Consider the following 26961-nt stretch of genomic DNA (forward strand, 5'->3'; position numbering starts at 1 on the left):
ATGCAAGCGTGAGCAGCGGGAACGGGCAGCAGCACGGGGCGGGCGGGGACGAGGCCGGGCCGCCCGAGCAGCTTGCGCTGATCCGTGAGGCCGTGCGCCAGGCCAAGGCGCCCCGGGCCAAGCCGCGCACCTGGCGAGGGGCCGAGCTCGCCAAGGACCTGCCCGTCGCGCGCGTCCTGGTCGACAAGGGCGTGCTGCATCTGGACCGGTACTTCGACTATGCGGTGCCGCAGGAGCTGGACGCCGTGGCTCGGCCCGGGGTCCGGGTCCGGGTGCGGTTCGGGGCCGGGGCGCGGACGGTGCGCGACGGGCGGCGCGAGGGCGGAGGGCTCATCGACGGGTTCCTCGTCGAGCGGGTGGCCGAGTCCGACTACACCGGGCCCCTCGCGGCGCTGGCCCAGGTCGTGTCGCCCGAGCCCGTCCTCACGCCCGAGCTGCTGGATCTCGCCCGTGCCATCGCGGATCGGTACGCGGGCAGTCTCGCCGATGTGCTCCAGCTCGCCGTGCCGCCGCGGCACGCCCGGGCCGAGGCCACCGAGATGGGTCCGCCGCCCGCGCCGCCCGCCGAGCCGGACCCCGGGTCCTGGCGGCGCTACGCGCGAGGCCCTGGGTTTCTGCGGTCCCTGGCCTCCGGCGGTGCGCCGCGGGCCGTGTGGACCGCACTGCCCGGACCCTGGTGGGCGGAGGAGATCGCCCGAGCCGTGCAGGCCACGCTCGCCTCGGGCCGGGGCGCGTTGGTCGTCGTGCCCGCGGGGCGCCCCGCCGCGCGGGTCGATGCGGCGCTGAGGGCGCTGCTGGGGGACGGGCAGCATGCGTTGCTGACCGCCGACGCCGGGCAGGAGCGACGGTATCGGGAGTGGCTCGCGATACGGCGCGGCGCCGTGCGGGCCGTGGTCGGGACGCGGGCCGCCATGTTCGCGCCGGTCCGCGATCTCGGCCTCGTCGTCGTCTGGGACGACGGGGACCCCAGTCACAGCGACGACAACGCTCCCTTCCCGCATGTGCGCGAGGTCCTGGAGCTGCGGGCCTCGCGCGACAGGTGTGCTTTTCTGCTGGGGGGCTGGAGCTGCACCGTCGAGGCCGCGCAGCTCGTCGAGAGCGGCTGGGCGGTGCCGCTGGCCGCCGACCGAGAGCAGGTACGGGCCGCCGCGCCGCTCGTGCGGACCGTGGGGGACCAGGATCTCGCGCGGGACGAGGCGGCCAGGGCGGCCCGGCTGCCGACGCTCGCCTGGGAAGCCGTACGGGAGGGCCTGCGGCACGGCCCCGTGCTGGTACAGGTGCCACGGCGGGGGTATGTCCCCCGGCTGGCCTGTGCCCACTGTCGCGCGCCTGCCCGCTGCCGGCACTGCGCCGGGCCGCTGGCGGCCCAGGACGCCGGGGAGCTGCGGTGCGGCTGGTGCGGGCGCGAGGAGAGCGCCTGGCACTGTCCGGAGTGCGGCGGCTTCCGGCTGCGCGCCCAGGTGGTGGGCGCCCGGCGGACCGCCGAGGAGCTGGGGCGCGCGTTTCCGGCCGTTCCGGTGCGGACGTCGGGGCGTGAGCAGGTGCTCGACACGGTTCCGGACGCCCCCGCCCTGGTCGTCAGCACCCCGGGCGCCGAGCCGGTCGCCGAGGGCGGCTATGCGGCCGCGCTGCTGCTGGACGGATGGGCCATGCTCGGGCGGCCGGATCTGCGGGCGGGTGAGGAGGCGCTGCGGCGGTGGATCGGCGCGGGCGCGCTCGTCCGGCCCCAGTCGGCGGGCGGGACCGTGGTGATCGTCGCAGAGCCGACGCTGCGGCCGGTGCAGGCGCTGGTGCGGTGGGACCCCGTCGGGCACGCGGCGCGGGAGCTGGCCGAGCGGGCCGAGCTGGGCTTTCCGCCGGTGTCGCGGATGGCGGCGGTGTCGGGACCGGTCGGGGCGGTCATGGACTTCGTCGCCGGGGCCGGACTCCCGCCGGACGCCGAGGTGCTCGGGCCCGTACCCGTGCCGGTCACCGAGGCCGGACGCCCGCGGCGGACCGGGGGGCCGCCACCGGGGGAGCGGTGGGAGCGGGCCCTCATCCGGGTACCGCCGGGGAGTGGAGCGGCACTGGCCTCCGCGCTGAAGGCCGCGTCGGCGGCGCGGATGGCTCGTGGGGGGAGCGGTGGGGGCGAGACGGTGCGGATCCGGATCGACCCGCCGGAGATCGGCTGACCGGCTGCGGGCCGGAGTCCGGGCACGGCGCGTGAAGGACGGGACCGACGGACCTGCGACAGGGGGCGCCGGCCCCTCGGCCGGAGAGTGGGGGGCGGTGCGGTGCGCGCTGGCCGCAGCGGGGCGGCTTCGAGGGCCGACGCACGTCCGCCGGACGGCGGCCGGTGTGGGCTGCGGGGTATGTCGCCGCAAGGCGGCGGTAGTTGGGCAGCGGGACGTGCCCGGCGGCGTTCAGGAGCCGCCCTCGGATGCCGGAGTACGCGGCGCGCGGCTGCACGGCTGCCTCCCGGTGCGGCCGGGAGGCAGGCGGTAGGCCGCTCAGCCGTTGCGCGGTCCGGGGAAGGCCGTCGACCGCACCTCGTCGCGGAGGGTGGGGCTGCCTGCCGTGGGCTGCGTCGGCATCGAGCGGGCCGCGGGCACCGTGGGGATGCCGGCGCCCACGTTGAGCGTGCGGCTGCCGGTCGGCTCCGGCGCGTGTTCTGTCTCGGTCGCCGCCGGGGTGGCGGCCCGGCGGGCGCCGTAACGGCGGTGCACCGCCTGCTTGGTGACACCGAGTGCGGAGCCCACGGCGTCCCACGAGAAGCCGAGTGAGCGGTCGAAGTCCACGGCCGCCGTGACCAGGGTCTCGACACTGTCCCGCAGCTCCTGGGCGAGGCGGACGGTCGGGGCGGGGGCGCGTCCGTAGACGACGAAGCCCGTGGACGGGCCGGAGCGGCGCGGGCGGTAGACGTTGCCCAACTGGGCGGTGAGGGTGCGCAACGCGTCCACCTGTCGGCGGACCCGCTCGATGTCCCGCACCAGCAGGTGCAGGCTGGCCCGGGCCTGGGCGTCGTGGGTTGCGTGGTCGGCCATGAACAAGCCTCTCGAACCGGCGTTGAAAGGAATCGGGCCGCGATCGCGGCCCGTTGTGGTCAACTCTTTCTTGACCAACGCGCGTGAGGGGCTCTGGTCACGGTGCAGGGGCGTAAGGAGATGGATGTACGCCCCCTGCGGCGGTGTGCGCTGTGAGGGGCATTCGCCCTGGATCAGGGCGCCCTTCGCGCTTGCGGCGCCACAACCCGCCATAGACTGGTGCGCTATCCGTGCGCCTCGGCCCGCCGCAGTCGCCCGGGCCCCGTCCCGACTCCCGCCCGAGAGGCCGTCACCCACCCATGAGGCTTGTCTTCGCAGGTACCCCCGAGGTCGCCGTTCCCGCGCTGGACGCCCTGATCGCGTCCGGCCGGCACGAGGTGGCGGCCGTCGTCACGCGGCCCGACGCACCGGCGGGACGTGGGCGCAGGCTCGTCGCCAGCCCCGTCGCCGAGCGGGCGGAGGAGGCAGGGATCGAGGTCCTCAAGCCGAACCGGCCCCGCGACGAGGACTTCCTCGCGCGCCTGCGGGAGATCGCGCCCGACTGCTGTCCCGTCGTCGCCTACGGGGCGCTGCTGCCCCGGGTGGCCCTCGACATCCCCGCCCACGGCTGGGTCAATCTGCACTTCTCGCTGCTGCCGGCCTGGCGCGGCGCCGCGCCCGTGCAGCACTCGCTCATGGCGGGCGACGAGATCACGGGTGCCTCCACGTTCCTCATCGAGGAGGGGCTGGACTCGGGGCCCGTCTACGGCACCGTCACCGAGCGGATCCGCCTCACCGACACCAGCGGCGACCTGCTCACCCGTCTCGCCTTCGCCGGTTCCGGGCTGCTCGCCGCCACCATGGACGGCATCGAGGACGGCACCCTGAAGGCCGTACCGCAGCCCGCCGAGGGCGTCACGCTCGCACCCAAGATCACCGTCGAGGACGCGCACGTGGACTGGGCCGCGCCCGCGCTCCGGGTGGACCGCGTGGTGCGGGGCTGCACGCCCGCGCCCGGCGCCTGGACCGCCTTCCGCGGGGAGCGGCTCAAGCTGATCCAGGTCACGCCCGTGCCCGAGCGCACGGACCTGGCCCCGGGACAGCTGGCGGCCGGCAAGAACAACGTGTACGTCGGCACCGGTTCCTACGCCGTCGAGCTGGTGTGGGTGCAGGCCCAGGGCAAGAAGCCGATGAAGGCCGCGGACTGGGCGCGCGGAGTGCGCATCGGCGCCTCCGAGACCCTCGGCGGCTGACCTGCCCGCCTGCCCGCCACCCCCCGGACGTACGCTGGAAAGCGCATGTCGTCCCATACCCGGAGCACATTTTTCGTGAGTGACCAGTCCCGTCGGCCCCGTAAGCCCGGCAAGCCCTACCGTCGGCCCCAGAAGGACCCCGTCCGCATCCTCGCCTTCGACGCGCTGAGGGCCGTCGACGAGCGGGACGCGTACGCGAACCTGGTCCTGCCGCCGCTGCTGCGCAAGGCGCGCGAGGCGGGCGACCTGGACGGGCGGGACGCGGCGCTCGCCACCGAGCTGGTGTACGGGACACTGCGCCGGCAGGGGACGTACGACGCCGTCATCGCGGCCTGTGTCGACCGTCCGCTGCGCGAGGTCGACCCGCCCGTGCTCGATGTGCTGAGCCTCGGGGCGCACCAGCTGCTGGGGACGCGGATCCCCAGCCATGCCGCCGTGTCCGCCACCGTCGAGCTCGCCCGTGTCGTGCTCGGTGACGGACGGGCCAAGTTCGTGAACGCCGTGCTGCGCAAGGTCGCCCAGAGCGACCTCGACGGCTGGCTGGAACGGGTCGCGCCGCCCTACGACGAGGACCCCGAGGACCACCTCGCCGTCGTGCACTCGCATCCGCGCTGGGTCGTTTCCGCCCTGTGGGACTCCCTCGGCGGCGGGCGTGCCGGGATCGAGGACCTGCTGGAGGCCGACAACGAGCGGCCCGAGGTCACGCTCGTGGCCCGGCCCGGCCGCGCCACCACCGAGGAGCTGCTCGGCGAGGAGGCCGCGGTGCCCGGCCGCTGGTCGCCGTACGCCGTCCGGCTCACCGAGGGCGGCGATCCCGGGGCCGTGGAGGCCGTGCGGGAGGGCCGTGCGGGCGTCCAGGACGAGGGCAGCCAGCTCGTCGCCCTCGCCCTCGCGAACGCGCCCCTGGAGGGGGCCGACGAGCGGTGGCTGGACGGATGCGCCGGGCCCGGCGGCAAGGCCGCGCTGCTGGCCGCCCTCGCCGCCGAGCGGGGCGCCACGCTGCTCGCCTCCGAGAAGCAGCCGCACCGCGCCGGTCTGGTGGCCAGGGCGCTCGCCGGGAACCCGGGGCCCTACCAGGTCATCACCGCCGACGGAACCCGGCCGCCCTGGCGCCCCGGGGCGTTCGACCGGGTCCTGATGGACGTGCCCTGCACGGGGCTCGGTGCGCTGCGCCGCCGGCCTGAGGCCCGCTGGCGGCGCCGGCCCGAGGACCTCGACGGCTTCGCACCCCTCCAGCGCGCCCTGCTGCGGACGGCCCTGGAGTCGGTACGGGTCGGGGGCGTCGTGGGCTACGCCACCTGCTCGCCCCATCTCGCCGAGACCCGGGCCGTGGTCGACGACGTCCTCAAGCAGTACCGGAACGCCGAACTCATCGACGCCCGGCCGCTGTTGCCCGGCGTACCGGCCCTCGGCGACGGCCCCGACGTACAGCTGTGGCCGCATATGCACGGCACCGACGCGATGTACCTGGCCCTGATCCGCCGCACCGCCTGACACCCGGAGCTGCACGTTCCCCAAACAAGTGACCGGTTCTCACTTCGGTTGGCCGACGCCTGGCCGATCGGCCACCGAAGTGACACCGACAGTCCCTCGGGTCCTCGCCGACTCGTGCGGAATGTGAAGCTGCTTCTGTGCGGCGTCGAACTTGGCACCACCAGGGTCAAGTTCACTTCCGCGGACCGGGCCCTCCTGCGTCCCGCTCGGCCAACACGCTGTGATGTGGGGCACGCCCATCCGCTCAGCCCACGTCGGCCACCCGGGGCGAACGCGTTCTGCGAGAGAGCGGTTGGCCACGCCTGACCGATCCCCGGGACCGCTCGCCACCGCATTCGACGGCGGTACAGTGCATATAAGGGCAATGGGTACATTCCAATAGGAGAATGACCATGGTGCTTGGTTCGAGGGGTGCGAGCGGCGAGACACCGGACACCCGAGAAGAGCGTCGAGCTGCCGCGTTGTACGCGACCGACCGGCAGCTTCGCGAGGCCATGCCGCTCGAAGCGGTCGCCGAGGCCATCCGTCGGCCAGGACTGTCCCTCGCCGCGACAGTGGCCACGGTCATGGACGCCTACGCGGATCGGCCTGCCCTGGGGGAGCGTGCCCAGGAAGCGTTCAGGGACCCGGCGACCGGCCGTACGTCGCTACGGCTGCTCCGGAGGTTCGACACGATCAGCTACCGCGAGCTGTGGTCCCGCGTCCAGGCGATCGCGGCCGAATGGCACCACGACGAGCGACATCCTTTGAACGAGGGGGACTTCGTCTGCGTCCTCGGCTCCACCAGTGGCGGCTACGCGACGATCGACCTGGCGTGTGTCCGGCTGGGCGCGGTCATTGTGCCGCTCCACACCGGCGCCTCCAAGGCCAACCTCCTGCCGATCATCGCGGAGACCGAGCCGCGCCTGCTCGCCACCGGCATCGACCATCTGGACACCGCCGTAGACCTGGTCATCGACAGCCCGTCGGTCGGGCGGCTGGTCGTGTTCGACCACCACCCGGAGGCCGAGGAGGAGCGTACGAAGGTCGAGGCCGCGCGCCGGCGTCTTGCGGAGTCCGACCGCCGGATCGTACTGGACGTGCTGGACACCGTGGTCGAACGCGGACGAGATCTGCCTGCCCCGCCCATGCCGAAACCCGACCCGGACCGGCTGAGCACCCTCGTCTACACCTCGGGCAGCACCGGCACGCCGAAGGGCGCGGAGTACACCGATCGCCTGGTCGGCCGGCTGTGGCAGGGGTGGCACGGCGATGGCGGCAGGCCGAGCATCAACGTCAACTACATGCCCCTGAGTCACCTCTTCGGCCGATCGGAGCTGTTCGGCACGATGGCTCGCGGCGGTACGAACTACTTCGTGGCGCGCAGCGACTTGTCCACCCTGTTCGAGGACATCGGCCTGGCCCGCCCCACCGAGTTGCTGCTGGTGCCCCGCATTTGCGACATGCTGTTCCAGCGCTACCGGAGCGAGGTGGACAACGGCGCCGACGACGAGGAGGTCAGAGCACGACTGGGTGCGGAGTTCCTCGGCGGCCGGCTTCTGTGGGCCGCGGTCGGATCCGCGCCCCTGTCCGCCGAGATGAAGGCGTTCGTCGAGTCGGTCATCGGCCTTCCACTGCACGACAGCTACGGCTCCACCGAGGCGGGCGCGATCACGGTGGACCACAGACTGAGCCGGCCACCGGTGCTGGACTACAAGCTGGTGGACGTGCCCGAGTTGGGTTACCTGCGCACCGACACCCCACACCCGCGGGGTGAGCTGCTGATCAAGTCGGAAACGATCATCCCGGGCTACTACAGGCGTCCCGATACGACCGCCGAGATCTTCGACGAGGACGGCTACTACCGCACCGGTGACGTCATGGCCGAGATCGGGCCGGACGAGCTGGTCTATGTCGACCGCCGCAAGAACGTGCTCAAGCTGGCACAGGGCGAGTTCGTCGCGTTGTCCCGGGTGGAGGCCACCTTCGCGACCAGTCCACTGGTGCGGCAGATCTTCGTCTACGGCAACAGCGAGCGGGCCTTTCTGCTCGCGGTGATCGTGCCCACCGAGGAGGCGCTCCGCGGCGGCGGTGACCTCACGGCACAGCTGCATGAGTCGTTGCGGCAGACCGCCGCGGACGTCGGCCTCAACTCGTATGAGATCCCCCGCGACTTCCTGATCGAGGCCGAGCCGTTCACCACCGAGAACGGCCTGCTCTCCTCGACTCGCAAGCTGCTGCGTCCTCGGCTGGCGGACCAGTACGGCCCGCGGCTGGAGCAGTTGTACGCGGAGCTGGCCGACCGGGAGACCACCGCCCTGAGCACGTTGCGCCACGTGGGCGCGAAGCAGCCGGTGCTCGACACCGTGCTGCAGGCCGCTCAGGCGGTGCTGGGCGGCGCGACCGGCCTCGTGGACCCCGACGCGCACTTCACCGGCCTCGGCGGCGATTCCCTGTCCGCGCTCACCTTGTCGGACCTGCTGGAGCAGATCTTCGGCATCGACGTGTCGGTCGGTGTCATCATCAGCCCCGCCAACAACCTTCGGCGGCTGGCGCAGCATATCGAGACCGACCTGGCGGGGGTGAAGCGGCCGACGTTCACGGCCGTACACGGTGCGGGCAGCACAGAGGTGAAGGCAGCGGATCTGACCCTCGACAAGTTCGTCGACGAGCGGACTCTCACCGCCGCCACGAAGCTGCCGCTCCCCACCGGACCCGTGCGCACCGTACTGATGACCGGCGCCAACGGCTACCTGGGGCGATTCATGGCCCTTGAGTGGATGGAGCGGCTGGCGGCCACCGGCGGCACACTCATCTGCATCGTGCGAGGCGACAGTGCCGAGGCCGCGCGGCAGCGACTCGAATCCGTCTACGACAGCGGTGACCCCGAACTGCTCCGCCGTTTCCGCCAGTCGGCCGCCGGTCGCCTCGAAGTGCTGGCTGGTGACATCGGCGAACCGGACCTGGGACTGGACGAACCGACCTGGCAGCGGCTGGCCCGCACCGTCGACCAGATCGTGCACCCGGCCGCGCTGGTCAACCATGTGCTGCCGTACGAACAATTGTTCGGCCCTAATGTGGTCGGCACCGCCGAGCTGATCCGAATGGCGATCACCACCCGGATCAAGCCGGTCACCTACCTGTCGACGGTCGCGGCGATCTCCTCCCAGGTGTCGTCGGCCGACGAGTACGCCGACATCAGGGCGACCAGCCCGGTGCGCCGGCTGGACGACAGTTACGCCGGCGGGTACGGGACCAGCAAGTGGGCAGGCGAGGTGCTCCTGAGGGAGGCCCACGACCTGTGCGGCCTGCCGGTGGCCACCTTCCGCTCCGACATGATCCTCGCGCACAGCACGTACGCCGGGCAGCTGAACGTGCCCGATGTCTTCACCCGTTTGCTGTTCAGCCTGGTCGCCACCGGCATAGCGCCGGTCTCCTTCTACCGGCTCGACGCCGCGGGCAACCGCCAGGCCGCGCATTACAACGGGCTGCCGGTCGACTTCACCGCCGAGGCCATCACCGCCATCGGCGGGCAGGCCTCCCGGGGCTGCCAGACGTTCAATGTGCTCAACCCCCACGCCGACGGCATCTCACTGGATGTCTTCGTGGACTGGCTGAACGACGCCGGCTACCCCATCGCGCGGATCGACGACTACGACCAGTGGTTCACCCGGTTCGAAACCGCCATCCGGGCCATGCCGGACCAGCAGAAGCAGTACTCGTTGCTGCCCCTGTTGCACGCCTTCGCCCACCCCGAGGAGCCCATCGACGGCGCGGGCTTCCCCACCGACCGCTTCCACGCCGCGGTGCGCGCGGCCGGGGTGGGGCCGGACAAGGACATTCCGCACCTGTCGGCGGCACTGATCCGCAAGTACATCAGTGACCTGCAGCAGTTGCATGTGCTGTGAAGGCCGACCTCACGCGGATTCCGACGCGTGGCCGAGATCGTGAGTGAGGCGGATCAGCGCTGGTCACCGTGTGAGGCATCGGAAGAGCCGCAGGTGAGGCCTTCGCCGGTGGCCACGGTGCAGAAGATGCGGGAACCCGGCCCGGCGGGGCGCTGTGGTCCCGGGCGTGCAGCCCGTCATTCGGACCGGGGAGAGCAACCGATGGCGGGCATGGCAGGCTTGGGGCATGGCCGTGCAGATCAACCCCAGCATCCTGTCCGCCGACTTCGCCCGCCTCGCCGAGGAGGCGCAGGCCGTGCGAGGAGCCGACTGGCTCCACGTCGACGTCATGGACAACCACTTCGTCCCGAACCTCACGCTCGGCGTGCCGGTCGTAGAGGCTCTGGCGCGGGCGACGGACACTCCGCTGGACTGCCATCTGATGATCGAGGACGCCGATCGGTGGGCGCCGCAGTACGTCGAAGCGGGTGCCGGATCGGTCACGTTCCACGCCGAGGCGGCCGGCGCGCCGGTTCGGCTCGCCCGGGAGATCCGGGCCAAGGGGGCCCGGGCCTCCATGGCGCTCAAGCCCGCGACGCCCATCGAACCGTACGAGGACCTGCTGCCCGAGCTGGACATGGTGCTGATCATGACGGTGGAGCCGGGCTTCGGCGGACAGGCGTTCCTCGACATCATGCTGCCGAAGATCCGCCGCACCCGTGAGCTGATCAGCAAGCACGGCCTCGAACTGTGGCTGCAGGTCGACGGCGGTGTCTCCGCTTCCACCGTCGAGCGCTGCGCGGAGGCGGGAGCGGACGTCTTCGTGGCCGGCTCGGCGGTTTACGGCGCGGCCGACCCGGCCGCGGCGGTACGTGCGCTGCGCAGCCAGGCGGAGGCGGCGACGGCCCGGGCGTCCTGGGCGTGCGACGACTGAACCAACGGAACCTGAACGCCGACCGTCCGGGCTGATCGAATCCGCCGGATCTGCAAGGATGAACGGCGAATGCAGAGTGTGAACAGCAGTGAGGAGATGGCCGTGTCGGGTATGTCGGCGGGCCGGTCAGCCATGCGGATGGGACCCGCTGAGCTGGTGCAGGCGGCGGCCATGGCCCGTCGCTTCTATCTAGAGGGCAAGTCCAAGATCCAGATCGCTGAGGAGTTCGGCGTCAGCCGCTTCAAGGTGGCCCGGGTCCTGGAGACCGCCCTCGAACGGGATCTCGTACGGATCGAGATCAGGGTGCCGGCCGAGCTGGACGCGGAGCGCTCCGACGCGCTGCGCGCCCGCTACGGCCTCAGGCACGCCGTGGTCGTGGAGTCCCCTGCCGAGGCAGAGGACTCGCCCGACCCCGAGAACCTCGGGGAGGTGGCCGCGGATCTGCTCGGCGAACTGGTGACCGAGGGAGATGTGCTGGGGCTCGCCTGGGGCCGGTCGACCATCAATATGGCGGCTGCCCTGGACCGGCTGCCGCCGTGCACGGTGGTGCAGCTGACGGGCGTGTACGACGCGGGGACCGCCGAGCGCGGCTCGGTGGAGGCCGTCCGCCGCGCCGCCCAGGTCTCCGGCGGGGACGCGCACCCCATCTACGCGCCGATGCTGCTGCCGGACGCGGCGACGGCGGCCGCGCTGCGCAACCAGACGGGGATCGCCCGTGCCTTCGAGTACTTCGACAAGGTCACGGTCGCCTGTGTCTCCATCGGCTCATGGGAGGCGGGCATCTCGACGGTGCACGACATGCTGAGCGACGAGGAGCGGGCGCACTACGCGTCCCTCGGCGTCGCCGCCGAGATGTCCGCGCACCTCTTCGACACCGAGGGCCGCCGGGTCGGACGGGACCTGGGAGAGCGGTGCATCACCGTCAAGGCGGACCAGCTGCGCCGTATCCCCGAGGTCGTCGCGATCGCGGGCGGGCAGCGGAAGGCGGCCGCCATCGACGCGGTCCTGCGCTCCGGGCTGGTCACCAGCCTGGTCACGGACACCTCGGCGGCGGACTACCTGATGACCGCGGGGCCGACGCCGACCCCGGCCCTGCACCGCGCGGATCCCGACGGCCCCTGAGGGGGGTCGACGGCCGGATGCGAGGGGACGGCCGAGGCCGCGTCACGCCCCACCGACGCGGTACGCCCGTCCTCCCGCACGCATGCCCCCGGCGGGACACCACGTGTCGACCGGGGCCCTGCCGCCGGGCGGGGCGGCGCGGTCCGCCACACCGACGATCACCTGGAAGATCCCTACAACGCGCTCAGGGCGGTACCGATATGACCGAAGACCTGGCGGGCCGGCTCGTGGTGACGCTGGACCTCGACGGTGTCACCGACAAGGCCGCGTTCATGGAGCGGATCGGGCTCGCCCTGGAGCTCCCGGACTGGTTCGGCCGCAACTGGGACGCCCTCGCCGACTCGCTGACCGACCTCACCGTCTGGCCCGCCGGTGCCGTGGAGCGGGGGCTGGTGCTGGTGGTCCAGGACTGGCGGGCGTACGCCAAGGCGCGGCCCGAGGAGTGGCGGATCGCCGAGGAGGTGTTCTCCGAGGCCGTGGACGGCACCCCGGAGCTGACCGTGGCGCTCGCGCTTGGAGGATCCCACTAACCCCCTCTGGCCTGCCTGGACGATCTGTCCGGGGACCCTACGGTGCTCGGCATGGGACAATGAAGTACGTGCTCTTCCCCCTGGCTGTCCTGTCCGGGGGCCGCCTTTGATCGACTGGGATGTGCAGCACGTGCGTTTCCTGAATGACATCCAGCCTGCCTACGACCTGACGTACGACGATGTGTTCATGGTGCCGAGCCGCTCCGCGGTCGGCTCCCGGCAGGGTGTGGACCTCTCCTCCCCGGACGGCTCGGGCACGACCATTCCGCTGGTCGTCGCCAACATGACCGCGATCGCCGGCCGCCGCATGGCGGAGACGGTGGCCCGGCGCGGGGGACTGGTCGTCATTCCGCAGGACATCCCGATCGACGTGGTCACCGACGTCATCTCCTGGGTCAAGAGCCGCCACCTGGTGCTGGACACCCCGATCGTGCTCGCCCCGCACCAGACCGTCGCCGACGCCCTGGCGCTGCTGTCCAAGCGTGCGCACAACGCGGGCGTGGTCGTCGACGGGGAGCACCGGCCGATCGGTGTGGTCACCGACGCGGACCTCTCCGGTGTGGACCGCTTCACCCAGCTCGAAGTGGTCATGTCCAAGGACCTGTTGCTGCTCGACGCCGGTATCGACCCCCGTGAGGCGTTCAACATCCTCGACGGCGCCAACCGCCGTTACGCGCCCGCCGTGGACGAGGACGGCCGGCTCGTCGGCATCCTCACCCGCAAGGGCGCCCTGCGGGCCACGCTCTACACGCCGGCCACCGATGCGCAGGGCAGGCTGCGTATCGCCGCCGCCGTCGGCATCAACGGCGACGTGGCCGGCAAGGCCAAGCAGTTGCTCGACGCGGGCGTCGACACCCTCGTGATCGACACCGCGCACGGCCACCAGGAGTCGATGATCAGCGCCATCAGGACGGTGCGGGCGCTGGACCCGCAGGTGCCGCTGGCGGCGGGCAACATCGTCGCCGCCGAGGGCGTGCGCGATCTGATCGAGGCCGGCGCGGACATCGTCAAGGTCGGTGTGGGCCCCGGCGCCATGTGCACCACGCGGATGATGACCGGTGTCGGCCGGCCCCAGTTCTCGGCGGTGCTGGAGTGCGCGGCCGAGGCGCGGAAGTACGGCAAGCACGTGTGGGCCGACGGCGGTGTCCGCCACCCGCGTGACGTCGCCATGGCGCTGGCGGCCGGTGCCTCCAACGTGATGGTCGGCTCCTGGTTCGCGGGCACCTACGAGTCCCCGGGCGACCTGCAGCAGGACGCGGGCGGCCGGCTCTACAAGGAGTCGTTCGGCATGGCGTCGGCCCGCGCGGTCCGCAACCGTACGTCGGAGGAGTCGGCGTACGACCGGGCCCGCAAGGCGCTGTTCGAGGAGGGCATCTCGACCTCCCGCATGTTCCTCGACCCGGCCCGCCCGGGCGTCGAGGACCTGATCGACTCGATCATCGCGGGTGTCCGCTCCTCCTGCACCTACGCGGGCGCCGACTCCCTGGAGGAGTTCGCCGAGCGGGCCGTCGTGGGCATCCAGAGCGCGGCGGGCTACGCGGAGGGCAAGCCGCTGCACGCCAGCTGGAGCTGACGTCCGCCGTTGCGGCGGTACGACCCTGTCTCGGCCGTACGGCCCCTGTTCCCCCTCCGGGCGGAACGGGGGCCGTCGCCGTGTACGGGCGGCATCCGCGCAGGTCAGTCGTACACAGCGCAAACATCAAAAGGGCCTGCGCAACAAACGTCCATGACATGCCGATGAACGCAAGGATCTTGCGACAGTGCGCAAGGTTGCTGCATTACGCCCGTGAAGGGCGGACTCATAGGGTCATGCGCTGTACGCGGCGTGGCGAGGACCCCGCTCGGTGGTCCCTGTCCCTGGGTGCCGCCGGTCCCCGCCTGCCCCCGTGACCGGCAGCGAGAAGGAGACGCGTGCTCGACCAAGGCGCACCCCCGCAGTCCCCCAGTCGTCCAGCCCCGCCGTCCCCCGGCCTCGGCGCGCGGCTGATGCGCCGCAAGCCCGTGGAACACCTGGTCGCCGAGGGCGGCCAGGGCGAGGGAGGAACGCTGCGGCGTTCGCTCGGGCTGTGGCAGCTCACCATGATCAGCATCGGGGCCACCCTCGGCACCGGCATCTTCGTGGTCCTCGGCGAGGCCGTCCCGAAGGCCGGTCCGGCCGTGACGCTGTCCTTCGTGATCGCCGGTCTCACCGCGCTGTTCTCCGCGCTGTCCTACGCCGAGCTGGCGGGCACGATCCCGGTCGCCGGATCCTCGTACTCCTATGCGTACGCAACGATGGGCGAGCTGATCGCCTGGATCTGCGGCTGGTGTCTGGTCCTGGAGTACGGCGTGTCGGTCGCAGCCGTCGCGGTGGGCTGGGGCCAGTACCTCAACGAGCTGCTGGACGGCACCATCGGCGTCACCATCCCGGCCGCACTGTCCGCGCCGCCCGGTGACGGCGGCATCTTCAATCTGCCCGCACTGATCGTCGTGCTGCTGGCCATGGCGTTCCTGCTCGGCGGTGCCCGGGAGTCGGCGCGCGCCAACACGATCATGGTCTGTGTGAAGATCGCCGCGCTGCTGCTGTTCTGCCTCATCGGCATCCAGGGCTTCCGCTCCGGCAACTACGCGAACTTCATGCCGCTCGGCATGGCCGGGGTCAGCGCCGCCGGGGCCACGCTGTTCTTCTCGTACATCGGCTTCGACGCCGCCTCCACGGCCGGCGAGGAGGCGAAGAACGCGCAGCGCGACCTGCCCCGCGCGATCATGTTGTCGCTGGTCATCGTGACGGCGCTGTACGTCGTCGTCGCGGCCGTCGCCGTGGGCGCCAAGCCCTGGAGGCGGTTCAACGACTCCGAGGCGGCGCTCGCCCAGATCATGAAGGACGTCACGGGGCAGACCTTCTGGGGCACGCTGCTGGCGGCCTGCGCGGTCATCGCCATCGCGAGCGTCGTCCTGACCGTGCTCTACGGCCAGACGCGCATCCTCTTCGCGATGTCCCGCGACGGCCTGGTGCCCAAGGTGTTCTCGCGGGTGCACCCCCGGACCGGTACGCCGCGCGCCAACACTGTCATCGTCTCCGTCTTCTGCGGTGTCCTCGCCGCCGCGATCCCGCTCGGGCAGCTGGCCGACGCCACCAGCATCGGCACGCTGTTCGCCTTCGCGCTGGTCAATGTCGCGGTCGTGGTGCTGCGCCGGATCCGTCCGCAGATGCCCCGTACCTTCCGGGTGCCGCTGTCGCCGGTGCTGCCCGCCCTGGGCTTCGCCCTCTGCGTGTGGATGATGGGCAGTCTCTCGGCCGTCACCTGGGTGGTGTTCGGAGTCTGGATGGCCGTCGGGCTCGTGTTCTACTTCGTGTATGGCCACCGGCGATCCCGGCTGGCCGCCGCGGAGCCCGCGGCACCCGCAGCCACCGTAGAGAAGTGAACCACCCGCCTTGCTGAACGATCTCGACGAACGCATCGTCCACGCCCTCGCCGAGGACGCCCGCCGCTCCTACGCGGACATCGGGCAACTGGTCGGCCTGTCCGCGCCCGCCGTGAAGCGGCGGGTGGACCGGCTGCGCGCGACCGGGGCCATCACCGGGTTCACCGTCCGGGTCGACCCCGGGGCGCTCGGCTGGGAGACCGAGGGGTTCGTCGAGATCTACTGCCGGCGCAACACGTCGCCGGAGACCATCCAGCGGGGCCTGGAGCGCTACCAGGAGGTCGTGGCCGCCTCCACCGTCACCGGTGAGGCGGACGCGATCGCCCAGGTCTTCGCCTCCGACATGCGCCACTTCGAGCGGGTGCTGGAGCGGATCGCCGGGGAGCCGTTCGTGGAGCGCACGAAGTCCGTGCTCGTGCTGTCGCCGCTGCTGCGCCGGTTCTCGTCGGGGTCGCCCACCTGAGCCGTCTCGTCGGAGGCGCCGGACGACCGCGCCCTCGCGCCCTACCCCGCGGTCTTCCGGGCGAGCGCGTTGTTCCCGATCGAGTTGTGCACGCTGAAGCTCACGGCGTCCGAGCGGTAGCGGTCGTCCGACCACTCCACCGGGCGCCCGTCGCGGGTGGTGGTGACCCGGCGGACCCGCAGCAGCGGACCGGCGCGGCGGACACCGAGCAGCTCGGCGTCCTGGGCGCCCGCGGCGACGGCGTCGATGATGTGCTCGCCGTACGCGAACACCAGGCTCGTGTCCTCGTAGAGCCGCTGGGTGACGGAAGGGCAGTCCGGCTCGATGGACTGCACCGCGGGGGAGATCCAGTCGGCGTACACCGTGCGCTCCAGGAGCACAGGCTCGCCGTCCAGCCCTCGCACCCGCAGGACGTGCAACACCGGTGTGCGCTCCGGCAGATGAAGTCGTACCGCGTCCTCGGCGGTCGCCGGCCGGTACTCCTGCGTCACGACGTGCCCGGTCGCCTCCCGGCCCATGGCGCGGGCCCACTGCGCGAAGCTGCGCAGCTCCGCGAAGCTCTGGCTGCGCCTGCTGGCCAGCACCACCCGGCGGGCGCCCTGCCGGGACCCGATGAGCCCCTCGGCGGTCAGGGCCGCGACCGCCTGGCGGACCGTGCCGCGGGAGACGCCGTAGTGGGCCGCGAGGTCCGACTCGGTGGGCAGCAGACTGCCCACTGTGTACTCCTCGCGGTCGATCGCCCGCCGCAGCTCGTCGGCGATCTCCTCGTGTCGCGCCGCCATGCTTCCCCTCTGAGTCGACTGCTGTTCACAGCATGGCCAGCCTAATCGAGACCTGGGCGTGATCTTCCCTCGTCGGGAATGTGCAGGCAAGAAGGGCCCAGGGTTTCTCCTGCGTTTACGAAAAGGACACCAGTGACGGGCGTACTAAGGGCGACTTGTTCAGACAAGTTGAACAAGCCCTCCCGCCCTCAGCTTCACCGCTCGCGCGTACTCCTGGAGAGACAGTGACCGTGTTCCTGCCGAGAACCGCCGTCCTCACCGGCGGCCTCGCCGTCGCCGCAGCACTCGCCCTCAGTGCCTGTGGCGCAGCCCCCGACAACGCGTCGACCGCATCAGACGGCAAGAGCGCGGCCACCGCGACCTCCGCCGCGGACCTCGGCGGCCTCGACGCCCTCGTGAAGGCCGCCAAGAAGGAGGGCACGCTGCACGCGATCGCCCTGCCCCGCGACTGGGCCAACTACGGTGCCCTGATCGACGGCTTCCAGAAGAAGTACGGCATCAAGGTGCAGGTCGAGAACCCGGACGGCGCCAGCCAGGACGAGATCAACGCCGTCACCTCCCGCAAGGGCCAGGACCGCGCCCCGGACGTCCTCGACCTCGGCAGCTCCTTCGCGCTGAGCGCCGCCCAGCAGGGCCTGCTCGCGTCGTACAAGGTCACGGCGTACAACGACATCCCCGCCGTGCAGAAGGACCCGCAGGCCCGCTGGTACAACGACTACGGCGGCTACATCTCCATCGGCTGCGACGCCAAGCGCGTCAAGGAGTGCCCCACCACCTTCAAGGACCTCCTCAAGCCGCAGTACAAGGGCCAGGTCGCCCTCAACGGCAACCCCACCAAGTCCGGTTCCGCCTTCGGCGGCGTCTACGCGGCCGCGCTCGCCAACGGCGGCTCCTTCGACAACATCCAGCCCGGCCTCGACTTCTTCGCCAAGCTGAAGAAGAGCGGCAACTACACGCCCGTCGAGTCGACCCCGGCCACCGTCGAGAAGGGCGAGACCCCGATCAGCATCGACTGGGACTACCTGAACGCCGGGTACGCCAGCGAGTTCAAGTCCAAGGGCCTGGACTGGAAGGTCGCCGTCCCGAGCGACGGCGCGTACGCCCAGTACTACTCGCAGGCCATCAACAAGGAGGCCCCGCACCCGGCGGCCGCCCGCCTGTGGCAGGAGTACCTCTACAGCGCCGAAGGCCAGAACCTCTGGCTCAAGGGCTACGCCCGCCCCGCGCTGATGCCCGCCATGGAGGCGGCCGGCACGCTCGACAAGGCCGCCGCGGCCAAGCTTCCGCAGGTCTCCGGCACGCCGTCCTTCCCGTCGGAGGCCCAGCAGAGCAAGGCCAAGACGGTCATCGCGCAGGGCTGGGGCAAGGCCGTCTCCGGATGACCGCCGTTCTCACCGAGACCGAGGTGGCGCCCGCCGCTGCTCCGCAGCAGCGGCGGCGCCGCGTCTCCGGCTCGCTCGCCGTCCTGCCGCTGCTCGTCTTCACGGCCGTCGCCTTCGGCGTGCCCGCGCTGGCCATGCTCAACGGCGCCTTCAGCGTCAAGGACCCGACGACGGGCGCCACGTCCTACGGCACGGCCAACCTGACCCTGTCCCTGCACGGCGCCTACCTCACGGCCCTGCTCGGCAGTGTGAAGCTGTCCGCCGTCTGCGCCGCCCTCGGCACCGTCCTCGGGCTGCTGCTCGCCCAGGCCGTGGTGACCTCCCGCTTCCGTGCCCTGCGCGAGGCCGTGCTCACCGCGTCCGGCGTCCTCGCCAACTTCGGCGGCGTCCCGCTGGCCTTCGCCTTCGTCGCCACCCTCGGCAACTCCGGTGTGGTGACCCAGCATCTGGGGCTCTCCGACCACGGCTGGAGCCTCTACAGCTTCTGGGGCCTGGTCATCGTCTACCTGTACTTCCTGATCCCGTTGATGGTCCTCACCATCACCCCGGCGCTGGAAGGCCTGCGCACGCAGTGGCGGGAGGCCGCGCAGAACAACGGCGCCGGCACCGTCCGGTACTGGCGCCATGTGGCCCTGCCCGTGCTGCTGCCCTCGCTGCTCGGCGGATTCGTGCTGCTGTTCGGCAGCGCCTTCTCCGCGTACGCCACGGCGGCGGCCATGGTGGGCAGCGCGGTGCCCCTGGTCACCCTGCAGATCGCCGACGCCCTCTCCGGCAACGTCCTGGTCGGCCAGGAGAACGTGGCGCTCGCCCTCAGCCTCGACATGGTCCTGGTCGCGGGCCTGGTCATGGCCGTGTACCTGCCCCTGCAACGACGGAGCGCACGATGGCTCGCCTGAACCTGTGGCGCTGGGGCGTCCTCGCCCTGGCCGGTCTGTACTTCCTGGTCCCGCTCGCCGCCTCCGTGGTCTTCACGGTGGACGTGCCCGGCCAGGGGCTCAACGTCGACGCCTACCGCCAGATCCTCTCCACCCCCGGCTTCGGCTCCGGCCTGCTGCTGTCGCTGGAGCTGGCCGCCGCCACCATCGTCGTGGTGCTGCTGCTGATGGTGCCCGCCACCGTCGCCCTGCGGCTCGACGCGTCCCGGCTGCGGCCGGTCGTCGAGGTGGTCTGCTCGCTGCCGCTGGTCGTCCCGCCGATCGCGTTCGTCGCGGGCATCGCCACGGTCCTGAAGTGGGGGCCCGACTATCTGTCCCGCACGCCGCTGTTCGAGACGTTCGTGGTGATCCAGAACCAGGACTTCCCCATCGTGCTGGTCCTCGCCTACGTCGTGATGGCCCTGCCGTTCGTGTACCGGTCCCTGGACGCAGGCCTGCGGGCCATCGATGTGCGCACCCTGACGGAGGCCGCGCGCAGCTGCGGGGCGAGCCGGACCCAGGCGCTGGTCCAGGCGGTGCTGCCGAATCTGCGCGGGGCCCTGCTGAACGCCTCCTTCCTCACGCTGGCGCTCGTCCTCGGCGAGTTCACCGTCGCCCAGCTGCTGGGCTTCACCCCCTTCGCCGTGTGGATCTACAGCGTCGGCGGCTCCCAGGCCCAGCTGTCCGTCGCCGTCTCCGTGCTCAGCCTGCTCGTCACCTGGGCCCTGCTCCTCTCGCTCGCCGTCTTCGGCGGGCGCTCCCGATCCGCCGCCAAGGGATGAACCACATGACCCTCGACCAGGCCGCCCCGAGCGCTGCGGCCGTATCCCGCGACAACGCCGCGACCGTCGAATTCCGCTCCCTGCGACGGGAGTTCGGCCCCACCGTGGCTCTCGACGGACTCGACCTGACGGTCCGGCCCGGCGAACTCCTCGCCCTGCTGGGCCCCTCCGGCTGCGGCAAGACCACCGCACTGCGCATGCTCGCCGGATTCGAGCACCCCGACTCCGGGGCGGTGCTCGTGGACGGCGAGGACGTCACCCGCGTCCCGGCGCACCGCCGCGACGCCGGGATGGTCTTCCAGTCGTACAGCCTCTTCCCGCATCTGACCGTGCTCGACAACGTGGCGTTCGGGCTGCGCATGCGCAAGGTGCGCACCGCGCAGCGGCGCGCCCGCGCCGCCGAACTGCTCGATCTGGTCGGCCTCGGCGACAAGGGCGAGCGCTTCCCGCACCAGCTCTCCGGCGGACAGCAGCAGCGCGTCGCCCTGGCCCGGGCGCTCGCCCTGCGCCCGCGCGTCCTGCTGCTCGACGAGCCGCTCTCCGCGCTCGACGCCAAGGTGCGGCTCACCCTGCGCGAGGAGATCCGCCGCCTCCAGCAGGAACTCGGCATCACCACCTTGTTCGTCACCCACGACCAGGAGGAGGCCCTGTCCATGGCGGACCGGGTCGCGGTGATGCGCGCCGGCCGCCTCGAACAGTGCGCCGTCCCCGCCGAGTTGTACGGGCGCCCGGCCACGTCCTTCGTCGCGGAGTTCGTCGGCACGATGAGCCGGATCCCGGGACGGCTGAACTCGGACACCGTCGAGGTGCTCGGGCAGCGGCTCCCCGTCGACGGGGACGCGCCCGCCGCGACCGAGGTGGATGTGCTGGTGCGTCCCGAGTCGGTCCGGGTGACCGCGGACGACAAGGGAGAGGCGCGCGTGGTCGCCACCGCGTTCCTCGGCGCCACGGTCCGGCTGACCGTGCGCCTCGCCGACGCCACCGAGGTGAAGGCGGACCTGCCGGCGCACGACGCGGCCGCACTCGGCGCCGGTGCCGCCGTGACGGTGACGCTGCCGGAGCGCCCGGTGCTGGTCGCCGAACGCACCCGCTGAGGCCCGCCGTCCCCGTATGCATGCCTTGCATGCCTTACCCCCCCACAGGAAAGAGAGAACCGTGACGCGACTCCCGCTCCAGGCCGTCCTGTTCGACATGGACGGCACCCTCGTCGACACCGAGCGACTGTGGTGGGAGGCGGTGGAGCGGGTCGCGGCCGGACTCGGGCGCACACTGGACGCCGCCGATCAGCCGGAGGTGCTCGGCCGTGCCGTCGAGCACACGGCCGACTGGCTGGCCTCGCTCACCGGCGCCCCGGCCGCCGATGTCGCCGCCGAGCTGCACGGTGAGTTCGCCGACCGGGTCCGGGACGGGGTCGTGCCCCGGCCGGGCGCGCTCGGCCTGCTGGACGCCCTCGCCCGCGACGGCATCCCCACCGCGCTGGTGACCGCCTCCCCCAGGGCCGTCGCCGACACCGTCCTCCAGGCGCTGGGCGCCGAACGCTTCGCGGTGTCCGTCACCGCCGACGACACCGAGCACACCAAGCCCGCGCCCGACCCGTACCTTGCCGCGTGCCGCGCGCTCGGCGTGGACCCGGCCGGCTGTGTGGCCGTGGAGGACACCCCGACCGGGGTCGCCTCCGCCGAGGCGGCGGGCTGCGCGGTGCTCGCCGTACCGTCGCTCGCGCCGATCGACGCGGCCCCCGGGCGCACCGTGCTGGCCAGCCTGGAGGAGGTCACGCCCGAGCGGCTGCGGTCCCTGCTGTCGTACGAACTGCGGGTGATGAGCTGGAACCTGTGGCTCGGCGGCAGCATGGTCGACGACCACCGGGCCAAGCAGCTCAAGACCGTCCTGGAGACGGGGGCCGATGTGGTGGGCCTCCAGGAGACGGCCGGCACGGCGGCCCAGGAGCTGGCCGAGGCGCTCGGCTGGTACCACCACCGGGCCGGGGAGAACCTCGGCGTCATCAGCCGGTACCCCATCACCGGCCGCTTCGGCGACCCGGACACGGGCTTCTACGGCGCGGCGGGCGTCAGGGTGCGCGTCGCTGCGGGCTGCGAGGTCGACGTCTGGACGGCCCACCTGGACTACACGCCGTACGGGCCCTACGAGTCCCTCTTCGACGGACTGCCCGCAACCGAGCTGATCGCCCATGAGGAAGTGCGGCTCGCACAGATGCGGGACACCCTGTGGCGGATCGACGAGTCGGCCGACGAGGGTGTTCCGGTCGTGCTGACCGGTGACTTCAACTGCCCCTCGCACCTGGACTGGCCGGACGTCGCCTGGCCGGTGACCCGGGCCGCCGAGGAGGCGGGCCTGCGCGACTCCTACCGTGAGGCGCACCCGGACCCGGTCCGCGACCCGGGCCACACCTGGTCCCCGATCCACCCTCTGCACGAGGACGGCAGCGGGCGCCCCGAGCCGCAGGACCGCATCGACTTCGTGCTGCACCGGGGCCTCGCGGTGCTCGACTCGCGCACCGTGGTCACCGGCACCCCCAGCGCATGGCCCGAAGTCGCCGGCAACGACTGGCCCTCGGACCATGCGGCGGTCGTCACCACCTTCGCCGTCCCTGGGAGGCCCTGACTCCGGGTTACCCAGGGCAACCATTGCGGTGGCGTGATCCTTCCCGTAGGTTTGGCGCGTTCACTACCGGCGGGTAATACCTGCAGGTCACCCGAGTCCCGCCAGGCACCCGACCGTCCTGTCCCCCGGGGGAGACCATGCGCTGGCCCTTCGGCCGCCCCACCACGGTTCGCGCGCGTATCGTGGCGCTCTCGCTGGCTCCGGCGATCGCCCTGCTGATCCTGTGGAGTTTCGCCATGGTGTCGGTCACCGGCGAACTCCGGTCGCTGGTCCGGCTCCAGGGCGTCTACGAGGACTTCGGCACACCCGTCGACACGGCGACCGGCCAGATCCAGATCGAGCGGCGGCTCGCGGCCGCGTATCTGGGCGGGGGCCACCGCAACGGGGCGGCCCTCGATCTGCTGGAGCAGCAACGCCGCACCGACCGGGCCGTGAACGCCATGCGCACGGCGATCCAGGGCGCGGACCGCAGCAGGCTGTCCGCCGGGCAGCAGCGGGCACTCGACTCCGCGCTCGCCGCCGCGGACAAGCTGGAGGGGCTGCGGGAGCGAGTGCTGTCGGGCCGTATCTCCTGGGACGGCGCGGTGACCGAGTACAGCGCCCTCGTGGAGCCCGACTTCGACGTGCAGTCCGCCCTCACCGCGCTGCAGGCCGGCCGCCTCGCGCGGGAGGCGCAGACCGTCTCCGAGCTGGTGCGGGTACGGGAGTTCGTCTCCCGGGAGGACGCGCTCGTCGCCGGGGCACGCGCCGCGGGGCGGCTGACCGGCGGTCAGTACGACATGCTCGCGGCCACCATCGAGGACCGCCGGGTGTTCGAGCGGACCTATGTCCCCGCCCTGCCGTCCGACTCGCGGACCCTCTTCGAGCGGTTCCAGAGCGACGATGTGCACCGGGCCCTGACCGCGGGCGAGGACGCCCTGCTGCGGGCGGGCGCCGACGGCGCGGGCCGGGCGGTCGCGGCCGACTCCTGGCGGACGACCACCGACCGGGCCGTACAGCGCTACATGCTGCTGTGCACCCAGGCCGCCGAGAACTCGGCCACGCGCGGGAAGGCGTTCGCCTACCGGGAGCTGGCCAAGGCCGCCGTCGTGGCGGTGGTGGGACTGGCGGCCATGGGTCTGTCGCTCTGGCTGGCGGTGCGCGGCGCCCGGCGGATCTCACGCCGTCTGGAGACCCTGCGGGACGCCGCCGACCTGCTGACGACACGCCAACTGCCTGACGTCATGGCGCGGTTGAGTGCCGGCGAGGAGGTGGACGCCCAGGTGGCGGCACCACCGCTGGCCGAGGGCGAGGCGAGCTCCGACGAGATCGGACAGGTCGGCCGGGCCTTCAACAGCGCCCGCCGCGCGGCCGTCGAGGCGGCCGTGAAGCAGGCCATGCTCAGGAGCGGGCTCTTCGCCGTGCTGCTCAACATCGCACGGCGCAACCAGGCGCTCGTCCACCGCCAGTTGAAGCTCGTCGACACGCTGGAGAGGCGTACGGACGACCCGGACGCCCTGGAGGAGCTGTTCCGGATCGACCATCTGACCACCCGTATGCGGCGGAACGCGGAGAGCCTGATCATCCTCTCCGGTGCGGCGCCCGGCCGCCGCTGGCGACGTCCCGTGCCCGTCGCCGACGTGGTGTCCTCCGCGGTGAGCGAGATCGAGGACTACGCGCGTGTCGTGGTCCCGCCGATGCCGGAGGTCGGGATCGCGGCGGACGCCGTCGCCGACGTCGTGCATCTGCTCGCCGAGCTCCTCGAGAACGCCACCGTGTTCTCGCCGCCCCACACCCGGGTCACCCTGCGCACCGACCATGTCCGCGGCGACTTCGTCCTGGAGATCGACGACCGCGGTCTCGGCCTGGGCCCCGACCAGATCGACGCGGCCCACCGCACGCTCACCCGGCCCGACGACTTCGACCCGACCCGCCATGACCGGCTGGGCCTGTATGTGGTGGGCCGGCTCGCCGCCCGGCACGGTATCGAGGTCACCCTGACCCGGTCGCCGTACGGCGGTACGACGGCCGTGGTCCTGCTGCCCGCGGCGGTTCTGGCGGAGGCGGAGCCCGGGACTCCGGCCGAGCGGGCCGAGGAACCCGTGCCGCCCGGGACTCCGCCGCGGCGGGAGGACGCGCCCGGGCTGACGCTGCCCGTACGGGGGAGGACGGCGGTCCTCACCCGCGAGCGGGCACCGGAGCCGGAGCAGCGGCCCACGCGCGAGGCCCCCGACGGTACGGGCGGGGATGCCCCGGCCCCCGACGGCGCGGCCCCCGGCCGTCCCGCCCCTGCTGCCCCCGCCCTGCCCACCCGGGTCCGTCAGACCTCCCTCGCCCCCGGACTGCGCACCGAGGCCCCGGCCGCCGAGGAGGCCCCGGGGCGTGAGGTGAGCGCCGAGGAGGTACGGGCGATCTTCGGCGCCTACCAGCGCGGCCTGGACCGCGGCCGGAAGGGCGTCCCCACGGACACCGGCCCCCACGAGCCCCCCACGGAGCGAACCGACACCGAGGAAGGGACGGACGCCGACGATGCGCCGTGACCAGAGCCCCGAGCACTCCGACGAGGCCGAGCAGCAGCCCGGCACCGATCTCGGCTGGCTGCTCGACGATCTCGTGGCCAGAACCGACCATGTGCGCCAGGCCGTGCTGCTGACCGCGGACGGCCTGCCGCTGAGCCGCTCGGAGGGCATGCCCCGACGGGACATCGAGCACCTCGCCGCCGTCTCCTCCGGCTTCCACAGCCTGGCCGCCTCGGCGGGGGAGCGGTTCGGCGGCGGGAACGTCCGGCAGACCATGGTGATGCTCGACGACGCGTACCTGTTCATCACCCCGGCCGGGGCCGGCACCCGGCTGGCCGTACTGAGCGAGGCCCGCACCGACGTCGGGCAGCTGGCGCACGAGATGGCGCTGCTCGTCCGCCGGGTCGGCCGCCATATGGACGCCGCCGTGCGGACGGCCACGGGCCCGGCCGGCTCCTGACCCACCGTGCCCGACGACGACCACTGGTACGAGGACGAGACCGGGCCGATGGTGCGCCCGTACATGGTGACGCGGGGGCGCACCCGCCCCTCGCACCAGCACACCATCGACCTGATGTCGCGGGTCACCGCCCTGGACACGGAGGACGCGCGCGGGGACGTCGACCATGCCCGGGCGTCCCTGCTCGATTTGGTCCGCCGTGGCTCCCGGCCGGTCGTGGAACTCGCCGCGGACGCCGATCTGCCGCTGACCGTCGTCCGGGTCCTGCTCGGCGACCTCGCGGAGGCCGGACTGGTACGCATCGACGAGCCGCGCCCCGCGCCCGCGGGCGCCCCGGCGGCCGACCCCGAGCTGCTGCGCGAGATCGTGGACCGGCTGCGCGAGCTGTGAGCCCCGGCGCCCCGGGGCCGGGCACCGGCGTGAACGCCCCGCGGGGCACCCGGGCCCCCGGCACCTCGGCGGTCACGAGGCACGCCCGGCGGCACGCAACGAATCGCCGGGCGGTCCCCTGTGCACGCAACGATTCGCGCACCGGCGCGCAACGGGTCCTTCTTGTCCGGCCGAGGGCGCCGACCGTACGGTCTAAGCGGCCCCCCAAACCCTTCCGCACCGGTGGAGAACACGCATGCGTACCGCCCTGCTCCAGAGCTCCGGCCGCCCCGGCTCGGTCGTCGAGAACCTCAAGGTGCTCGACGAGGCCGCGGGCCGCGCCGCCGCCGCGGGGGCCCGGCTGCTGATCGCTCCGGAGATGTTCCTCACCGGGTACGCGATCGGCGACGCCATCGCCCCGCTCGCCGAGCCCGCCGACGGTGACTCCGCCGACGCGATCGCGGACATCGCCTCCCGGCACGGCCTGGCCGTCGCCTACGGCTACCCGGAGCGGGACGGCGAGACCGTCTTCAACGCCGTCCAGCTCATCTCCGCCGACGGCATCCGGCTCGCGAACTACCGCAAGACCCACCTCTTCGGCTGCTTCGAGCGCGACCACTTCACCCCCGGCGACCAGCCGGTCGTCCAGGCCGAGCTGGACGGCGTCCGCATCGGCCTGATGATCTGCTACGACGTCGAGTTCCCGGAGAACGTCCGCGCCCACGCCCTGGCCGGCACCGACCTCCTCGTGGTCCCCACGGCCCAGATGCATCCCTTCCAGTTCGTCGCCGAGTCCCTCGTACCGGTGCGGGCCTTCGAGAACCAGATGTACATCGCCTACGTCAACCGGGTCGGCCAGGAGGGGGAGTTCGAGTTCGTCGGGCTGTCCACCCTCGCCGGACCCGACGGGGTCGCCCGCGCCCGGGCCGCCCGCGTCGAGGAACTCGTCCTCGCCGATGTCGACCTGGCTCACCTCGCCGCCTCCCGCGAGGCCAACCCGTACCTCAAGGACCGCCGTCCCGGCCTGTACGGGTCCCTCGTCTGACCCCGCAGCCTCCTCTCCTCTCCCCCCGAGTTCTTTCC

At 72.3% G+C, this 26961-nt stretch carries 21 protein-coding genes; 19 read left to right on the forward strand and 2 right to left on the reverse strand.

Annotated elements, in window-relative coordinates; all coding sequences use genetic code 11:
• The first annotated feature begins 8 nt into the window (after positions 1-8).
• Positions 9-2171, forward strand: a complete 2163-nt coding sequence (locus AB0L95_RS27010; protein ID WP_365165507.1) for a primosomal protein N' — start codon at positions 9-11, stop codon at positions 2169-2171.
• 318 nt (positions 2172-2489) lie between these two features.
• Here the strand turns inward: AB0L95_RS27010 and AB0L95_RS27015 are convergent, their stop codons facing one another.
• Positions 2490-3023 (reverse strand): hypothetical protein, encoded by a 534-nt coding sequence (locus AB0L95_RS27015; RefSeq protein ID WP_365165510.1) that lies wholly within the window; start codon positions 3021-3023, stop codon positions 2490-2492.
• 299 nt (positions 3024-3322) lie between these two features.
• Here AB0L95_RS27015 and fmt point away from each other — a divergent pair, with 299 nt between their 5' ends.
• The 9 genes from fmt (at position 3323) to AB0L95_RS27060 (ending at position 16069) form a co-directional block, all read left to right on the forward strand.
• A complete protein-coding gene (gene fmt / locus AB0L95_RS27020; protein ID WP_365165513.1) occupies positions 3323-4255 on the forward strand; it encodes a methionyl-tRNA formyltransferase in 933 nt (310 codons plus the stop codon).
• A 75-nt stretch (positions 4256-4330) separates the two neighbouring features.
• The gene (locus tag AB0L95_RS27025) at positions 4331-5749 is read left to right on the forward strand and encodes a transcription antitermination factor NusB (RefSeq protein WP_365165515.1); all 1419 of its coding nucleotides are present in this window, start codon (positions 4331-4333) and stop codon (positions 5747-5749) included.
• Between the two features lie 386 nt (positions 5750-6135).
• The gene (car, locus tag AB0L95_RS27030) at positions 6136-9636 is read left to right on the forward strand and encodes a carboxylic acid reductase (RefSeq protein WP_365165517.1); all 3501 of its coding nucleotides are present in this window, start codon (positions 6136-6138) and stop codon (positions 9634-9636) included.
• A gap of 226 nt (positions 9637-9862) precedes the next feature.
• Positions 9863-10549 (forward strand): ribulose-phosphate 3-epimerase, encoded by a 687-nt coding sequence (rpe, locus tag AB0L95_RS27035; RefSeq protein WP_365165519.1) that lies wholly within the window; start codon positions 9863-9865, stop codon positions 10547-10549.
• Positions 10550-10627: 78 nt separating this feature from the next.
• Positions 10628-11671 (forward strand): sugar-binding domain-containing protein, encoded by a 1044-nt coding sequence (locus tag AB0L95_RS27040; RefSeq protein WP_365165703.1) that lies wholly within the window; start codon positions 10628-10630, stop codon positions 11669-11671.
• A gap of 200 nt (positions 11672-11871) precedes the next feature.
• A complete protein-coding gene (locus AB0L95_RS27045; RefSeq protein WP_365165521.1) occupies positions 11872-12201 on the forward strand; it encodes a barstar family protein in 330 nt (109 codons plus the stop codon).
• 130 nt (positions 12202-12331) lie between these two features.
• Positions 12332-13774 (forward strand): GuaB1 family IMP dehydrogenase-related protein, encoded by a 1443-nt coding sequence (locus AB0L95_RS27050; protein WP_365165523.1) that lies wholly within the window; start codon positions 12332-12334, stop codon positions 13772-13774.
• 338 nt (positions 13775-14112) lie between these two features.
• A complete protein-coding gene (locus AB0L95_RS27055) occupies positions 14113-15606 on the forward strand; it encodes an amino acid permease (RefSeq protein WP_365165525.1) in 1494 nt (497 codons plus the stop codon).
• Positions 15607-15616: 10 nt separating this feature from the next.
• A complete protein-coding gene (locus AB0L95_RS27060; RefSeq protein WP_263228900.1) occupies positions 15617-16069 on the forward strand; it encodes an Lrp/AsnC family transcriptional regulator in 453 nt (150 codons plus the stop codon).
• A 41-nt stretch (positions 16070-16110) separates the two neighbouring features.
• Here the strand turns inward: AB0L95_RS27060 and AB0L95_RS27065 are convergent, their stop codons facing one another.
• Positions 16111-16851, reverse strand: a complete 741-nt coding sequence (locus AB0L95_RS27065; RefSeq protein ID WP_365165528.1) for a GntR family transcriptional regulator — start codon at positions 16849-16851, stop codon at positions 16111-16113.
• Between the two features lie 224 nt (positions 16852-17075).
• Between AB0L95_RS27065 and AB0L95_RS27070 the strand changes: the two genes are divergently transcribed.
• The 9 genes from AB0L95_RS27070 to AB0L95_RS27110 all read left to right on the forward strand — a co-directional run bounded on the left by AB0L95_RS27070 (position 17076) and on the right by AB0L95_RS27110 (position 26923).
• Entirely contained in the window at positions 17076-18233 is a 1158-nt protein-coding gene (locus AB0L95_RS27070) for an extracellular solute-binding protein (RefSeq protein ID WP_365165530.1), read from the forward strand.
• Complete coding sequence (locus AB0L95_RS27075; RefSeq protein ID WP_365165532.1) at positions 18230-19129, forward strand: ABC transporter permease subunit; 900 nt, start codon at positions 18230-18232, stop codon at positions 19127-19129. Before AB0L95_RS27070 ends, AB0L95_RS27075 begins: the two co-directional genes overlap by 4 nt.
• Complete coding sequence (locus tag AB0L95_RS27080) at positions 19117-19929, forward strand: ABC transporter permease subunit (protein ID WP_365165534.1); 813 nt, start codon at positions 19117-19119, stop codon at positions 19927-19929. The genes AB0L95_RS27075 and AB0L95_RS27080 overlap by 13 nt, the downstream gene beginning before the upstream one ends.
• 5 nt (positions 19930-19934) lie before the next feature.
• Positions 19935-21023 carry an ABC transporter ATP-binding protein gene (locus tag AB0L95_RS27085; RefSeq protein ID WP_365165536.1) on the forward strand — a complete coding sequence of 363 codons (1089 nt, stop codon included), beginning with the start codon at positions 19935-19937 and terminating at the stop codon, positions 21021-21023.
• Between the two features lie 61 nt (positions 21024-21084).
• Complete coding sequence (locus tag AB0L95_RS27090; protein WP_365165538.1) at positions 21085-22551, forward strand: HAD-IA family hydrolase; 1467 nt, start codon at positions 21085-21087, stop codon at positions 22549-22551.
• A gap of 137 nt (positions 22552-22688) precedes the next feature.
• Entirely contained in the window at positions 22689-25070 is a 2382-nt protein-coding gene (locus AB0L95_RS27095) for a nitrate- and nitrite sensing domain-containing protein (RefSeq protein WP_365165540.1), read from the forward strand.
• The gene (locus AB0L95_RS27100) at positions 25060-25509 is read left to right on the forward strand and encodes a roadblock/LC7 domain-containing protein (protein ID WP_355913736.1); all 450 of its coding nucleotides are present in this window, start codon (positions 25060-25062) and stop codon (positions 25507-25509) included. The genes AB0L95_RS27095 and AB0L95_RS27100 overlap by 11 nt, the downstream gene beginning before the upstream one ends.
• A gap of 6 nt (positions 25510-25515) precedes the next feature.
• Complete coding sequence (locus AB0L95_RS27105; RefSeq protein ID WP_365165542.1) at positions 25516-25899, forward strand: DUF742 domain-containing protein; 384 nt, start codon at positions 25516-25518, stop codon at positions 25897-25899.
• A 235-nt stretch (positions 25900-26134) separates the two neighbouring features.
• Complete coding sequence (locus AB0L95_RS27110) at positions 26135-26923, forward strand: carbon-nitrogen hydrolase family protein (RefSeq protein ID WP_365165545.1); 789 nt, start codon at positions 26135-26137, stop codon at positions 26921-26923.
• Positions 26924-26961: the final 38 nt, after the last annotated feature.

Source organism: Streptomyces sp. NPDC052036 (genome assembly GCF_040680495.1).
Taxonomy (GTDB): domain Bacteria; phylum Actinomycetota; class Actinomycetes; order Streptomycetales; family Streptomycetaceae; genus Streptomyces.